The organism is Mycobacterium rhizamassiliense (genome assembly GCF_900157375.1).
Classification (GTDB): Bacteria; Actinomycetota; Actinomycetes; order Mycobacteriales; family Mycobacteriaceae; genus Mycobacterium; species Mycobacterium rhizamassiliense.
The window spans coordinates 4,882,498-4,897,577 of sequence record NZ_LT721901.1; the positions used below are offsets into that span (position 1 = coordinate 4,882,498).

At 67.6% G+C, this 15,080-nt stretch carries 11 protein-coding genes and 1 pseudogene; 9 read left to right on the forward strand and 3 right to left on the reverse strand.

Features of this window, described 5'->3' with window-relative positions; translation table 11 throughout:
* Positions 1-69 precede the first annotated feature (69 nt).
* The 4 genes from MRAB57_RS23545 to MRAB57_RS23560 all read left to right on the forward strand — a co-directional run bounded on the left by MRAB57_RS23545 (position 70) and on the right by MRAB57_RS23560 (position 3,549).
* Entirely contained in the window at positions 70-972 is a 903-nt protein-coding gene (locus MRAB57_RS23545; protein WP_173813966.1) for a DUF1295 domain-containing protein, read from the forward strand.
* The gene (locus MRAB57_RS23550) at positions 969-2,120 is read left to right on the forward strand and encodes an FAD-dependent oxidoreductase (protein WP_077089481.1); all 1,152 of its coding nucleotides are present in this window, start codon (positions 969-971) and stop codon (positions 2,118-2,120) included. Before MRAB57_RS23545 ends, MRAB57_RS23550 begins: the two co-directional genes overlap by 4 nt.
* 226 nt (positions 2,121-2,346) lie before the next feature.
* Complete coding sequence (locus MRAB57_RS23555; protein WP_077089482.1) at positions 2,347-2,787, forward strand: flavin reductase family protein; 441 nt, start codon at positions 2,347-2,349, stop codon at positions 2,785-2,787.
* Positions 2,788-2,829: 42 nt separating this feature from the next.
* Positions 2,830-3,549, forward strand: coding sequence for a pyrimidine reductase family protein (locus tag MRAB57_RS23560; protein WP_108637988.1), 720 nt, complete (start codon positions 2,830-2,832; stop codon positions 3,547-3,549).
* A gap of 12 nt (positions 3,550-3,561) precedes the next feature.
* Here the strand turns inward: MRAB57_RS23560 and MRAB57_RS23565 are convergent, their stop codons facing one another.
* Positions 3,562-4,047, reverse strand: a complete 486-nt coding sequence (locus tag MRAB57_RS23565) for an SRPBCC family protein (RefSeq protein ID WP_077089484.1) — start codon at positions 4,045-4,047, stop codon at positions 3,562-3,564.
* Positions 4,048-4,299: 252 nt separating this feature from the next.
* Between MRAB57_RS23565 and MRAB57_RS23570 the strand changes: the two genes are divergently transcribed.
* Positions 4,300-4,641, forward strand: a complete 342-nt coding sequence (locus MRAB57_RS23570) for a hypothetical protein (RefSeq protein ID WP_077089485.1) — start codon at positions 4,300-4,302, stop codon at positions 4,639-4,641.
* A 212-nt stretch (positions 4,642-4,853) separates the two neighbouring features.
* A complete protein-coding gene (locus tag MRAB57_RS23575; protein ID WP_077089486.1) occupies positions 4,854-6,665 on the forward strand; it encodes a serine/threonine protein kinase PknE in 1,812 nt (603 codons plus the stop codon).
* A gap of 12 nt (positions 6,666-6,677) precedes the next feature.
* Here the strand turns inward: MRAB57_RS23575 and MRAB57_RS23580 are convergent.
* Positions 6,678-7,040: pseudogene (locus tag MRAB57_RS23580) on the reverse strand (patatin-like phospholipase family protein); the annotation flags it as partial.
* 795 nt (positions 7,041-7,835) lie between these two features.
* Between MRAB57_RS23580 and MRAB57_RS23585 the strand changes: the two are divergent.
* The 3 genes from MRAB57_RS23585 to MRAB57_RS23595 all read left to right on the forward strand — a co-directional run bounded on the left by MRAB57_RS23585 (position 7,836) and on the right by MRAB57_RS23595 (position 13,813).
* Positions 7,836-8,915 carry an adenylate/guanylate cyclase domain-containing protein gene (locus MRAB57_RS23585; RefSeq protein ID WP_245835992.1) on the forward strand — a complete coding sequence of 360 codons (1,080 nt, stop codon included), beginning with the start codon at positions 7,836-7,838 and terminating at the stop codon, positions 8,913-8,915.
* A 31-nt stretch (positions 8,916-8,946) separates the two neighbouring features.
* Complete coding sequence (locus MRAB57_RS23590) at positions 8,947-12,177, forward strand: MFS transporter (protein WP_083743510.1); 3,231 nt, start codon at positions 8,947-8,949, stop codon at positions 12,175-12,177.
* Between the two features lie 106 nt (positions 12,178-12,283).
* Complete coding sequence (locus MRAB57_RS23595) at positions 12,284-13,813, forward strand: serine/threonine-protein kinase (protein WP_077089489.1); 1,530 nt, start codon at positions 12,284-12,286, stop codon at positions 13,811-13,813.
* Here the strand turns inward: MRAB57_RS23595 and MRAB57_RS23600 are convergent, their stop codons facing one another.
* Positions 13,814-14,953 (reverse strand): hypothetical protein, encoded by a 1,140-nt coding sequence (locus tag MRAB57_RS23600; protein WP_157900657.1) that lies wholly within the window; start codon positions 14,951-14,953, stop codon positions 13,814-13,816. It abuts the gene before it with no gap.
* Positions 14,954-15,080 lie beyond the last annotated feature (127 nt).

Below are 15,080 nucleotides of genomic sequence, written 5' to 3' on the forward strand. Positions count from 1 at the left end.
AGACCGCATGGATTTCATCGTCGATATCCGCGTGATGCCCCGTCTGCCTGCGGCCCGCCCTTACCGGCGATGAGCCCGACGATCAGCCGGGCGCGCTCGCTGGCGCTCGTGACGGTGGCCTATGTGATTGCCATCGGAGTGGGCGCGGCTTGGCTCGCATGGGCTCCGGCCACCGGAAGGCTATGGCTGGACACCTTGGTCGCCGACGTGCTGGCGACCCTGGTCATCTTCACGTTCAGCCGCGCCTATCGAAATTCGAGCTTCTACGACGCGTACTGGAGCGTGATCCCGCCGCTGCTGACCGTTTACTGGTGGGCCAGCGGCGATCCCGGCACGGACCGACTGCGCGCCTGGCTTCTCACCGTGCTGATCACGTCGTGGGCGGTGCGTCTCACCGCGAACTGGGTGTACGGATTTCCGGGGCTGCAGCACGAGGATTGGCGCTACGGGATGTTTCGCCAACGGGCGGGACGCTGGGAATTCGTCGTCGACCTGGTAGCGATCCACCTCATTCCAACGCTGCAGGTTTTCGCGGCAATGCTTCCGGTGTACGTCTGCGTGACACACGCCGGCCCGGGCATCCGGTGGCTTTCGGTGGCCGCCTTCATCGTCGGGATGGCGGCGGTGGCCATCGAGTTGGTTGCCGATGTGCAGCTACACCGGTTCGTCCGCGACCGGCAACCCGGCGAGGCGATGAACCGTGGCCTGTGGAGCTGGTCTCGGCATCCGAACTACTTCGGCGAGTTCACTTTCTGGCTTTCCCTGGCGTTGTTCGGCGTGGCGGCGGCCCCGGCGGATGCGTGGTGGTTGTTCGCCGGCGCGTTGGCGATGTTGGGCATGTTCCTCGGTGCCAGCATCCCGATGATGGAGACGCGCAGCCTGCAGCGCCGACCGAGCTATCAGGACGTCATTGACCAAGTGCCGCGCTTTGTTCCCATGCCGCGGCGGAGGATATCGGCAGGAGGACCATGAGCCGTAAGCGTGTCGTCGTCGCGGGGCTGGGCGATGTAGGTCTGCTCGCCGCGATCCGCTTGTCGCAGCATGCCGACGTCGTCGGCATCTCCGTCAAACCCGCCCTCGTGAGCGGTCAGGAGCTCGGTGTGCGGCTCGCCCGCCCGGACGACTGGGCGCGTGACTACTGGATTCCGTTCGAGAGATTCCGCCGACTGGACGGGGTGCGGACGGTGCAGGCGGAGCTGACCGGCGTGGACCTGGCCACCCGAACGGTGTTCGGCCGGGGCGCCGACGGCGCGACCGTCGCCGAAAAGTTCGATGCGCTGGTGATCTCGACGGGGGTCAGGAATGGCTTCTGGCGTCAACCGACGCTGGAATCGGCCGCCGACATCGGCGCCGGCCTGCGCGCGGCACACGATCGGCTGGCCGCCGCCGACTCGGTGATCGTGGTGGGCGGCGGCGCTGCCGCGGTCAGCAGCGCGGTCAACCTGGCAACCACCTGGCCCGGCAAGCGAATTGACCTGTACTACCCCGGGGAAAGCGCATTGGTCGGGTATCACCCCCGCACCTGGAAACGGATCCGGGCACGGCTGAACGAGCTGGGCGTCGGCCTGCACCCCGGCCATCGCGCCGAGCTTACGAATAGTGCTGGGGGCGAAGAGATCACCAGCGAACCGGTCCGGTGGACCACCGGCCAACCACCGGCTTCGGCGGACGCGGTGCTCTGGGCCATCGGGCGCGTGCGACCCAATACCGACTGGCTGCCGCCCGAACTGCTCGATGAGCATGGATTCGTCTGCGTGACAAGAGATCTGGCGGTACCCGGGCATCGCGGCGTGTTCGCCGTCGGAGACGTCGCGGCGACCGATCCGCAACGTAGCTCCGCCCGCAATCGGGGCGACGCGCTGGTCGCCCACAACGTCCGCGCCGAATTCAGCGGCCGCCCGTTGCGCCCCTTCAAGACGCCGGGACGGCGCTGGGGCTCCCTGGTGGGCATCCAAGCCGACGGGCTGGAGGTCTTCCTGCCCACCGGACAGGCCTTCCGCCTGCCGGCGTGGTCGGTGCAGCGGGTCGTGATGCCGTTGATCGTGCGGTGGGGCATGTACCGCGGTGTGCGCGAGAACCCGCCGCTTCGAGCGGCGGACTCCCCCAGCGACGCCGCCTGACCACCGCCGGGCGCGGATCGAATTCTGGCTCGGCGCAAGCGCGTTAGCGGGTGGCGGATGGCGTGGCCGTATCGAATTGTGTTGAACAGCCAGCTCAACCGCGACGAAGGTCACGAACTTGCAGCGATTCCCGTCGACATGATTCCAATCGGCGTCAAATGGGAAGACTTAGCGCGTGCCTCGGGCGGTCGCATTCGAAAAACTTGTTGCGTTACTGGATTATCCGATGTTCGTCGTCACCGCCCAAGCCGACGAAATCGCGGCAGGCTGCCTGGTGGGCTTCGCCAGTCAAGCCAGCATCAATCCGCCCCGCTTCCTGGTCGGCCTGTCCACGAAGAACCACACGTTCCGGGTGGCGGCCGGTGCTACGCATCTGGGCGTGCACGTGTTCGACACCCGACACCTTGAGGTCGTGCGGATGTTCGGCAGCCAAACCGGCGACACGATCAACAAGTTCGACCGCTGCAGCTGGCATTCGGGCCCCGCCCAAACGCCGATCCTCGACGACGCAGCAGCCTGGTTCGTCGGCGAAATCCTTGAACGTTTCGAGATGGGAGACCATGTCGGGCATCTGCTGGAACCCGTGGGCGGCAGCCCTCCACAAGAATTGGAGCACTGGGTGTCTTTTGGCGACGTCCGCGACCTGGAACCGGGCCACGAGGCCTAATCGATGACGGAATCCCCTCGGTCCCGTCGACAGACGGGCACGGTGCACGGTGCGCCACGGGTCGGCGTCGTTCGTGACGTCGATGAACTCGCCCAGTTCTACGCCGAGCCGCCGAATGGCGTGCGGGTCAACATGATCTTCAGTGCCGATGGCGCCGCGGCATTCGGTGGCCGCGCGGGACCGCTGTCGAGCCAGATCGACCAGGAGCTACTGCAGATCCTGCGCGGCTTCGCCGATGTGGTGCTGGTGGGTGCGGGAACCGCGCGCGCCGAGAACTACGGCCCCGTGCAGCTCACCGACACGCAGCGGGCGATGCGGCACCGTGAGGGGCGCGTCAAGCCGCCGCCGATCGCGGTGATCAGCCGGACCGGTGAACTGCCGGACCGGCTGGTCAGCAGCCCCGACCAACCCGCGCTGCTGGTGACCAGCGCGAAGGCCGCGGCGCGACACAACCGCGCGGGTGAGCAACCGTGTGGTGTGTTGGTGGCCGGCGAGGAGTCGGTGGATGTGGCTCGCGCGGTGGAGCTGCTGGGCGACCACGGCCTGAGCCGCGTCTTGTGCGAGGGCGGCCCGACGCTGCTCGACGAGCTGGTACACAGCGACGCCGTCGACGAGATCTGTGTGACGCTGGCCCCCAAGCTGGCCGCGAACCAGCCGACCGGACGGCGACCGGAGCCGTCCCGGTTGCCGGTGCCGACCGCGTTGCGACTCGAGCACGCGCTGGTCTACGACGACTACCTGTTCACGAAGTATCGCCGCTGACGGCGGACCGCGTCAGCCCCGCGGATAACCCCGCCGGGCCGTGCGGTCGAGGATGCCCAGGGTCGCCCGCAGCGCGCCCTCGGAGATCACCGGGAAGATCCCCGCTTCCCGCCACTTCGGATCGATGTCCGACCAGTCGTAGAACGTGGTGACATCGGTGACCGCCGGATCGTCGGTCGGCTGCAGGCGGTAGCCGTAGACGTGACCGATCTGCGGGCGGAGCTGCCCCAGGATGGTCCACGCGATCAGGCGATTTTCTTCGAATTCCTTGATATCGACGGTGACGTCGTACTTGCCGAGTTGCGGATAGTCGTTCAGCGCCTCGCGGTCCATGTGGACGACGAAGCTGTCGCCGGCCGCCCGCACCGGACCGCCGTCGGCGTCTTGCAGCATGCCCGTCGAATCGATCGCGACATGGCCGTGCGGGTCGCACAGCACCGCGAAAATATCGGCCGCCGGGGCCGCGATCAGGCGCTGAATTTCAATGCGTTCGGTCATGCGTCCTCGCAGCCAACGTTGATGGGTGTCGCCCACTCTACGGCGCTCGCCATGCCCGGTGCCGGGGCGCTCGAATCGCGGAGTCGGCGTTGCTGTGCCACCGTAGATTCACCGCGTCTCGCGGGCCGGGGCTAGCGGCCCGGTTTCGGCGCGACGACACAACTTCAAACTTTCATCGACATGCGTGCACGACGTCGTCAATAGCCATCGACATCCGGTCTCTCGCAGCGACATAGGAGGACCATCGACCAGGTGAGCAAGTCAGACGACGAGGACGAGTACCGCAACTTGGCGGTTAAGGAACTGCGGCCCAACGAAGTTGGCTGGGCGCTGAACCACGACGCCGTGCATGGGATCGCCTATGCGTTCAAGAACCCGGTCGCCGTCGTCAAGTCCGGTGCGGATCCCGGCGACGAGCGGAACACCTACCTGATCCGGGTCCGGCGCGACGACTTGGCCGCGGCGTTGAAGAAAATCAACGACTGGGTCGCCGAAAACCCCGGCCCTGCTGGGCTGCACGCGTACGGCTTCGTCCGGGCTCTGTCCCGCGAGGGGCTCACCGAACGCAAAGCGGGCGACGAGGAGCACCGCTAGACCGGCCCCGCCGAACACCCCACGCGCCGGACTTTCCTCCCCGGTATCGATTTGCTGCATTCTCCCTATTCACCATGTTCCGCGATTGCGCGAACCATTAGCCTTATCCCTGGCACGCCACGGCGTATTCGTGTCCGGCGCAGGCGATGGCCGGGGGTGCGAAGGTGCCTCTAGTCGGTTTGCGGCGCGCGGTTGGCGGGTGAGGAGCGGCGATGGGTGAGTCGGACGCGGATTCGCGGGAGGGCTCGCAATTCGGGCCGTACCTGCTGCGGCGGCTGGTCGGTCGCGGCGGCATGGGCGACGTCTACGAGGCCGAGGACACCGTGCGCGAGCGCGTCGTGGCGCTGAAGTTGATGTCGCAAACCCTGTCCAACGATCCGGTCTTCCGCGCCCGCATGCAGCGCGAGGCGCGCACCGCGGGACGCCTGCAGGAACCGCATGTCGTGCCGATTCACGATTTCGGCGAGATCGACGGCCAGCTCTACGTGGACATGCGCCTCATCGAGGGATCGGACGTGGCGACCCTGCTGAGCCGCTCCGGGCCGCTGACGCCGCCGCGGGCGGTGGCGGTCGTCCGGCAGGTCGGCTCGGCACTCGACGCCGCCCACGCCGCCGGCGTGCTGCACCGCGACGTCAAGCCGGAGAACATTCTGGTCAGCGGCGATGATTTCGCCTACCTGGTCGACTTCGGGATCGCCAGTGCCGCCTCCGACGAAAAGTTGACGCAGATCGGGACCACGGTGGGCACGTTCAAGTACATGGCCCCGGAGCGCTTCAGCGAGGCGGAGGTCACCTATCGGGCCGACATCTATGCGCTGGCCTGCGTCCTGTACGAGTGCCTGACCGGCGTTCCCCCGTATCAGGGAGAACAGGTTTCGGTGATCGGCATGCACCTGAACCAGGCGGTGCCGCGGCCCAGCGCAAGGCGGCCGGCCATTTCGCCCGCGTTCGACGCGGTGATCGCCCGCGGCATGGCGAAAGACCCCGAGGACCGGTACGCCAGCTGCAGCGACCTGTCGGCGGCCGCCTATGCGGCGCTGGCCAGCCGCGATCAGGATCGCGCCACCGACATTCTGCAGCGCAGCCAGGCGGCCGCTCCGCCGAGCGGATACGCCCCCCAGCCGCCCGGCGGGTTTGTGCCCGCACCGCCGGCGATGGCCGGCCACGCCCCGCCGCAGGGCCCCAGCTGGCCCTGGCCCACCGGATCACCGGCCGGTCCAGGCGGACTGATGCCGCAGCCGACGGGATGGCCCGCCGTTCCCGGCTGGGGTCCGGGCGATCCGGGCACCGCGGGAGCACCGGCGTGGGGACCACCGCCGCGGCGCCGCAACCCCTGGCCGTGGGTCGTCGTGGCCGCCACCCTGGTAGCGGCCATCGTGGGCGTGGGGCTCGTGGTCGCCCACCCGTGGCGGTCGTCGACGCACACATCCACGCCGACCCCACCGCCGCCACCGCCGGACGCGGTCGCCCTCAAGGTGCTCGACGACGGCGTATTCGTCGGGAGTTCGGCCGCGCCGACCAGCATCGACATCTTCAACGAACCGATCTGCCCGCCGTGTGGCAGCTTCATCAGGTCGAACGCGAGCGACATCGAAACCGCGGTGAACAACCAGAAACTCGCGGTGCGCTATCACCTGCTCGATTTCCTCGACGACAAGTCGCGCAGCAAGAACTACTCGGCCCGGGCGGTGGCGGCCACCTATTGCGTCGCCGGGCAAAACGACCCGAAGCTCTACATGGCGTTCTACGCAGGCATGTTCGCCAGCGACTTCCAGCCGCAGGAGGGCGCGCCGGAGGATCGCACCGACGGCGAGTTGGCGAATCTGGCCAAGACCGTCGGCAGCGGCGCCAACGTGATCAACTGCATCAAATCCGGCGATGACGTCAGCACCGGCAAGGCCAAAGCCGACGCGGGCGATGCGACGCTGTCCGGGTTGAACGCCAACAGCACACCGTTCGTGTGGGACGGCACCAAGGCGCTGAACTACCAGGATCCGACCTGGCTCACCAAGCTGATCGGGTAGCCGCCAAAAGCGTTACGCCCGTGCGAGATTCGGCTGGGCGTCCAGGACCGCGCGGGTTGCCTTGCGCCCGACTTCCAGGGCGGCCTCGAGCTTCTTGAAATCCAACGGGCCGATCGCGGAGATGTCGGGTTCGATGATCGCCGCGATGCGTGGAAGCTCGCGCAGGTTGACGTTGGAGGCCGCAAGGTCGACCGTGCGAAGCAAGGTCTCCCGCAGCGGCGGCAGGGCCATGTCGGTGCCGGTCACCAGGCGACGCACCAGCCCCGGCGGCTGAACGATCGCGGGCAGCACCCCAAATCCCTTCGACGGCACAAACGTTCGGCGCAAATCCACACAGATGACCTGGCCGTCCTGGTCCGCGGACATCAGCCGACTGCAATTCGTCGGCCGTGATGTGCTGGCGGTCAACGGTGCCGCGAGCTGGTCGAGTTGTTCGTCGTCAATCTCGGCCAGTATCGGAACATTCCGGAGCGCGGCTCGGGCATCCGCCGCATTCCATTTGCGGTCCGAACTCATGACGCCGCCCCCCGGTCCGTGAATTGGCTTACTGAACGCACTCGTTTTCCTCCCGGCGGTTCAAAAGAGTCGGGGGTGTCGGTCAGGAGCCTCGGCCGGCACCGGATAGCCGTTCAAAAACTTTTGGCAGCTCTGCCTCGAACTGCTACACGTTTGCTACCGGTACCGCAGCAGGCTGCAGGGCAATTCTTCGGTCAACATTACAGACAATTCGATGATCGAATGTCATTGGGGCGGAATGAAACCCAAATTTCCGGTCAGTAGCGGCAGATCTCGAATTCGACAGCGCAGATGTCGTCGGCAGTTAACCGGAAAGTCACTCGTGCGTCCGCCGACACCGGCCATATGGAAAATTCGCGAACTCGTCCTGGGCTTTCAGGTAATGTCCGAAACATCCGCAATCGCCGGCACGAAGGACAGCCGTGAACTCGAAGGATCAGCCGATCGACGGGGCCACGGTGGGTCTATTCAACGGGAAGGCCAGCAGACGTCTAACGAGCGGCGAACCAGCGCCAAGATCCAGCTGATGACGGTGGGGCATGAGACCGCAGCGACATGGTGACCGCGGCGGGGCATTGGCATTAACCGCCTCGGAGCCAATAGGGCTACCCCATCAACTCGATCATCGCGACGACGGCTAGCAACGGGGCAACGATGACTTCTTCTACTCAGACGCCGGGCGGGCACTCCGACGAGCCGCTGGGCGTGCTCATCGTGGACGAGGGCGGCTCCGAGCGCCGCGTGCCGATCTTCGACCAGATGTTCGTCGGCCGCGAATGCGCGGGGATCAACGAGTCACGAAGGCTGGTGATCCGCGATCCCGAGATATCCCGCAATCACCTCGAGATCCGGTTGGACCCCATAGCCGACCAGGCTTTCGTCATCGACACGAGCACGAACGGCACGTTGCTCAACGGGATGCGGCTCGAGCGTGCCGTGCCACGACCGATCCGGCCCGGCGACGAGATCCGAATCGGTGATGTGGCAATGACCTTTCGCTCGCAGCGCTTCACCGCGGTGGAGCAGGCCGGGATGCCGGGCGTCACGCGAACCCGGATCAGCCAAACCGCGATGGTGATGGTGGTCGGCGACATCGTCAATTACTCAACGATTTCCGAAGTCACCGACGAGCAGGTCATCGCGCAGAGCCTGCACACGCTATGGCACGAAGTCGGCGGGGTGTTGCAGGCGCATCGCGGCACGCTCAATCACTATGCGGGCGACGCGATTTTCGCCATCTGGGAGGCGAACCGGTTCCCCGACGCCGGTCAGCGGGCGATCGATTTCGCGCTCGAGGCCAACCAGCTCGTCGACGAGCTCGGTCCGCAACTCCCGCTGCGCAGCCCCGACGGGTCGCCGATCCGGATGGGTTGGGGCGTGGTGGTCGGCACCGTGGCGCTGGCAGCCATGACGAGATCGGTCGAGGCCGTCATCGGCGACTCGACCAACGTGGCATTCCGGTTGGCCGGCCTGGCCGGACGTCAGGGCCGCGCCTCCGTCATGGTGACCACCGGCGTGCACCGCACCGTCGAACCACACTTCCGGTGGGGGGAGGGCGAGGAAGTCGAACTCAAGGGCCGGCGCGGCAAGGAGACGGTCTTTCCCGCCCTGGGCCGCATGGCGGCCGCCGCCGACACTTCGCCCGGCAGAACCGATGTCGTCACCCAAGACGCCCTGCGGCAGGAGGGTGACGCCGAGCCGACCGCGAACATGCCACTCCACAAACCCGACTGAGTCGGCTCCCCTCTCCCTCAGGAGATCAACGATGGATCTCGAAATCTCTCAGGCAGAACCCCGCCCTACCGAGGAGGACGCTTCCGCGGCCGGGGCGCTACCGACGAATGGCGATCGGCCACGGCACCGGCGCCTCGTCGTGCCCCTCACCGTGCGCCGGCAACCGTCGTCGATGGCGGTGCTGTTGGTCGCGGCGTTCGGCGCCTTCCTCGCCTTCCTGGACTCCACGATCGTCAACATCGCGTTCCCCAACATCCAGAAGTCGTTTCCGACCTACGGCATCAGCAGCCTGTCCTGGGTCCTGAACGCCTACAACATCGTCTTCGCGGCGTTCCTCGTCGCGGCGGGCAAGCTCGCCGACCTGCTCGGCCGCAAGCGGATGTTCGTCTGGGGCGTGGTGCTGTTCACGGTCGCCTCCTGGCTGTGCGCCGTTGCCGGCACGGTCGAACAACTGGTCGCATTCCGGGTGCTGCAGGGCATCGGCGCCGCGCTGCTGGTCCCGGCGTCCCTCGCGCTGGTCGTCGAGGGATTCGATGTCGCGCGGCGCGCACACGGCGTGGGGCTGTGGGGCGCGGCGGCCGCCATCGCGTCGGGCCTGGGCCCACCGATCGGCGGGGCGATCGTGCAGGTGTCGAACTGGCGCTGGGCTTTCCTGGTCAACCTGCCGCTGGGCATCCTCGCGGTGCTGGTGGCCCGGCGCCACCTGGTGGAGAGCCGGGCCCCGGGCGTGCGGCGCGTGCCCGATCTGCGGGGGGCCGTCCTGCTGGCGGCGTCGCTTGGGCTCTTGACCCTCGGGTTGATCAAGGGGCCGGACTGGGGCTGGACCGGCGCGGGGACCGTCGGGTCGTTCGTGGCGGCCGCGGTCGCCCTGGTCGGGTTCGTGTTGAGCTCCCGCCACCATCCCGCCCCGCTGATCGAGCCCGCCTACCTGCGCGTGCAATCGTTCTTCGTCGGCAACGCGCTGACCATCGTCGCGGGTGCCGGTTTCTACGGCTACCTGCTGACGCACGTGCTGTACCTCAACAACGTGTGGCGCTACAACCTGCTCGAGACCGGCCTCGCCGTCGCGCCCGCCGCGCTGATCGCGGCCGTCGTCGCCGCGGTGCTCGGCAAGGTCGCCGACCGCCACGGGCACCGCATGATCATCGTCGTCGGCGCGCTGATCTGGGCCGGGAGCCTGGTGTGGTACCTGCAGCGCGTCGGGACGCACCCAAACTTCCTCGCCGACTGGCTGCCCGGACAGGTACTGCAGGGCATCGGCGTCGGCGCCACCCTGCCCTTGCTCGGCAGCGCCGCCCTGGCCCGCATAGCCAAGGGCGGCAGTTATGCGACGGCGTCGGCGGTGGTCAGCAGCAGCCGCCAGCTCGGCGCCGTCATCGGGGTCGCGGTGCTGGTGGTGCTCATCGGGACACCCGCTCGTGGCGAGGCCGTCGAGGCGCTGCGACGGGGCTGGGGCATGGCAGCGATCTGTTTCGTGGCGGTCGCCGTCGGCGCGCTGTTGCTGGGCCGCACCAATCACGTCGCGGCCGCGGACGACGAACCGCCGCCGGTGCCGCGGCTGGAACCCCGACCGCCCGCGCCTGGGGCGGCAACCACCGAACCCGTGTCCGCGGGCACCGCGGACGCGGACCTGCTGGAGAGCCTGCCGCTGTTCGCCGGCCTCTCCCCCGGTACACTGGTCGAATTACGCAGTACCACAGAGGAACTCGTTCTCGAGGCCAGCTCCTATCTGTTCCACGAGGGCGACGTCGCCGACTCGCTCTACGTCGTGCGCAACGGCCGGCTGCAGGTGCTGCAGGGCGACGTCGTGCTCAGGGAATTGGGCCGCGGCGAGGTGATCGGCGAACTCGCCCTGCTCACCGGCGGCCTGCGGTCCGCCTCGATCAAAGCCGTCCGCGACTCGACCCTGGTGCGGCTGACCAAGGCCCAGTTCGACAGGATCGCCGACGCGCGGGTGCTCGGCGCGCTTGTCCAGGAGCTCGCCACCCGGTTGCACCAGTTGCCGCCGCCCACAACGTCGCACTCGATGTCCTCCCACGTGGTCGTCTCGGTCGTCGGCGTCGATGCCGCCGCCCCGGTTCCCAAGGTGGCCAACGGATTACTGAGCATGCTGTGCTCGTACGTCCGCGCGGTCGATCCGGGCCGCGTCGACCGCGACGGACTGGACCGCGCGGAGCGATCCGCGGACAAGGTGGTCCTGCATGCGGGTGTGGACGACGCGGCCTGGCGGGACTTCTGCCTGCGCGTCGCCGACCGGATCGTGCTGGTTGCCGGTGACCCCGCACCACCGTCAAGCCCACTGCCGGAGCGCGCGGCCGGCGCGGACCTGGTGCTGGCCGGGCCCACCGCGCGCCAGGCGGATCGGTGCGCATGGGAAGAGTTGCTGACGCCGCGGTCCGTACACACCGTTCGCCCGGACGGGTCGCCCGAGGAGCTGCGCCCGCTCGCCGCGCGCATCGTGGGGCGATCCGTCGGGCTGGTCCTCGGCGGTGGGGGTGCCCGGGCGTTCGCCCATCTGGGGGTGCTCGAGGAACTGCACGCCGCGGGGGTGGTCGTGGACCGCATCGCCGGTACCAGCATGGGGGCGATCGTCGGCGCGCTGGCCGCCAGCGGCCTGGACCCCGCCAGCGTGGACGCCTATGTGTACGAATACTTCATCCGTACCAACCCGATGACCGACTTCACCGTGCCGGTGAAGGGGCTGACCCGCGGGCGGCGCATCCCCGCCCTGCTGCGCAGGGCCTACGGCGGGCAGGTGATAGAGGAACTACCAAAGGAATTCCGTTGTGTCAGTGTCGATTTGCTGGCCCGCCGGGCCGTCGTGCATCGACGCGGGCCGCTGGCCGACGCGGTGGGATGCTCGCTTCGGCTGCCCGGCATCTTCCCGCCGTATGTCTACGACGGCACTCTGCATGTCGACGGTGGCGTGCTCGACAACCTTCCCGTCTCGGCGCTGTCGGGCGAGGAGGGCCCGCGCATCGCGGTGGCCGTCGGTTTCGGCGGTGACGCGAGTCCGGCGTCCCCGACCCAATCCGGCGGTCCCCCACGCGTTCCCGGGATCGCCGAGACGTTGATGCGGACGATGATGATGGGCAGCGGCTTGGCGGCGGCGACAACGCTGTCGCAGGCCGACGCCGTGATCCGCCCCAGCACCCGCGGCGTGGGCCTGCTGGAGTTCCATCAGATCGACCAGGCCCGCGAGGCCGGCCGGATCGCGACTCGGGATGCGTTACCCGAGATACTGGCGGTGCTGCAGCGTTGACCATGAAACATGTTGAGGATCCTGGTGATTCGCTGTGTACCAGCAGGCTTCCGTCCGCTCGCTGGAATGTTGTACTTCTCGTGCGGGTTGAACTAAGGAGTCAGCGATGAGCGGCGCGGAGGGCTCGCGAACAGGGACGACTTTTGGTCCCTATCGCCTCAAACGGCTGCTGGGTCGCGGCGGGATGGGCGAGGTCTACGAAGCCGAGCACACCGTCAAAGAGTGGACGGTCGCGATCAAGCTGATGTCGCGGGCGTTCAGCCAGGATCCGGTGTTCCGCAAGCGGATGGAGCGCGAGGCCCGCATCACCGGCCGCTTGCTGGAACCCCACGTCGTCCCCATCCACGACTACGGCGAGATCGACGGGCAACTGTTCCTGGAGATGCGTCTCATCGAGGGTGTGGATCTGGGCAGCCTGCTCGAGAAGGAGGGGGCGTTCCTCGCGCCGCGGTCGGTGGCCATCATCCATCAGGTCGCCTTGGCGCTGGACGCCGCGCACGCCGCCGGAGTCACCCACCGCGACGTGAAGCCGCAGAACATCCTGATCACCGGCAGCGACTTCGCCTACCTGGTCGACTTCGGGATCGCCAGCGCGAAAACCGACGAGAAGCTGACCCAGCTCGGAACAGCGGTGGGCACCTGGAAATACATGGCGCCCGAACGTTTTTCGAACGGCGAGGTGACTCCACGCGCGGATGTCTACGCGCTGGCCTGTGTACTCTACGAATGCCTGACCGGAGCGGCACCCTATCGGGCAGACAACACGGGCGTGCTGATCACGTCGCACATGATGGAGCCCGCGCCGCAGCCCAGCGCGGCGGGCCTGGGCGTTCCCCAAGCCTTCGACGCCGTCATCGAACGCGGTATGGCCAAGAACCCCGACGACCGCTACGAGAGTGCCGGCGCGTTGGCGGCCGCCGCCCACGAGGCACTGAGCACCCCGGATCGGAACGCGGCCAGCACCATCCTGCGGCGCACGGACACCGCGATCCGGCAAAGCGCCGATACCCAGGTGCCCACCCCGGCTTTCAACCCGGCCGCCGCGGCAACGGCACCGCGGCAGCGCAAACGCTGGCCGATCATCGCCGCCGTCGTCGCGGTCGTCGCCGTCGTCGGCGGCGTTGGCACCTGGCTTCTCGTATCGCCATCCAGCGACCGTTCGACGCCGAGCGCGGCGAAAACCGCACCGCCCTCCGTCCAGCCGACCAGCGATGACCAAGCGAAACTGCTGAGTCTGCTCCCGTCCGGCTACGGCAGTGGCACTTGCACGCCGGCCACTCCCGACCCGGGCAGCGTTTGGGTGGGCGCGTCGACGATGGTGTCGTGCGGGCAGAACACCCAGCCGGGGGGCCCGACTCGCGCCACTTACGGGCTGTTTCCGAACGTCGAGAGCCTGAGAAAGGCCTTCTACGACGGCTTGTCGAGCAGCAGCCTGGTGGACTGCCCCAGCGAAGGGAAGTCACCCGCTCCCTGGCAGTCCAACCGATCGAATGAAACCGAAGGCCAGATCGCGTGTGGAATCAAGAACAGCCAACCGAACCTGGTCTGGACCTTTGACAAAAAGCTGATGCTCTCCGAGGTCAGTGGGGGCCAATCCGTCGACGACCTGCACAAATGGTGGGACGCCTACAGCTGATCACGTCGGCAACGGTCGCACCGGCAGCAATTCCGCCGGGTTCTGCGACACGGTGGCGGACAGCCGCTCCAGGCAGGTCCTCGGATCGGCGTTGGCGAGGTCGAGTTCGGCGAAGGCGTCCGGGCTCACCCGCACCGAAACCAGGCATGGCCGAATTGGCTTGCCGCTGCGCGGATCCTTCGCCGCGACAACGCCGTTGAAAACCACCGCGTCGATGTGCGGCGCGATACCCGTCGTCAGGATGGCCGCCAGCGACAGCAACGTGAGCTGCTCAATGATGTTGGCGTACAACGTGTTTACTTCCTCCGGCGGCCGCACCGTCTCGAGCACCCCGTCTTGACCCTTGACGTACCGGTACGACTGAGCCTTCGGGACGACGTCAACCGTGGGCAGCCGGCACTCGACGATCAATTCGCGTGACCCCGCCGCAAAGGTCGCGGTCGCCTCGACATCGATCCAACCCGGCAGCGGCAGGGATGTCAGTAACGAGTCGACTTGAGCGGCAAGCGAAGTCGCATCGCCTTCGGCCGGTGTCGCCTGCGGGAGGTTTCCCAGGCCGTCGCGCAGCAGGCCGGACAGCGTGCGAACCCGGGATTCGATCCGGATGTTCTGCGCATCCACTTGGTCCGACAGGGTGTCGAGGCTGTAGATGTCGGTGTCCAGGACGACGCCAGCCGGCCACCTGCTCTGCTGCCACTCCCGATGGCGAGCCAGCTCGGCCGCCCTGGCCCTGGCTTCGGTGGCCCGCACCGCCGCGTATAGCGCCTTGGTCGTCTCCAGTTCCCTGAGGCGCTGCTGTTCACGCTGCGGGTGCCGCACGCGCGCCAGCTGATACTCGTAACGGGCCTGTGCCAGCAGCCGTGGCGCATCGGGCACGCCGGTGTAGGGAGGTGCGCCGACGAAATCGGCGAGCCGGGGCGCGGGCTCGGCCACCTCCAGGTAGCGGATCCGCATCGCGCACACCTCGGAGTTCTGCCGCGCCTGGTTGACGGTGTAGTAGGTCTGCAGCAGCTCGCAGGCCGAATCCCAGTTGCTGGTGTCGAGCGCCGCCCGCCGCGACATGCGCCAGAGGTTCCACAGCAGGTGGTATGCCTCCAACTCCAAGGCGGCACGCCGTCTACCGCGGTCGGATGGCCCCATGTTCTCCCCTGGACGGGCGAAGTCGATCTTGAGAATTTATCGCGCCGGCGCCCAAATGGGCAGTTTCCGCACGTCGCCGGGGCGTGGCGGCCCTCGCTAAACGCCGACGTGCGGCCACGTTTCTTCG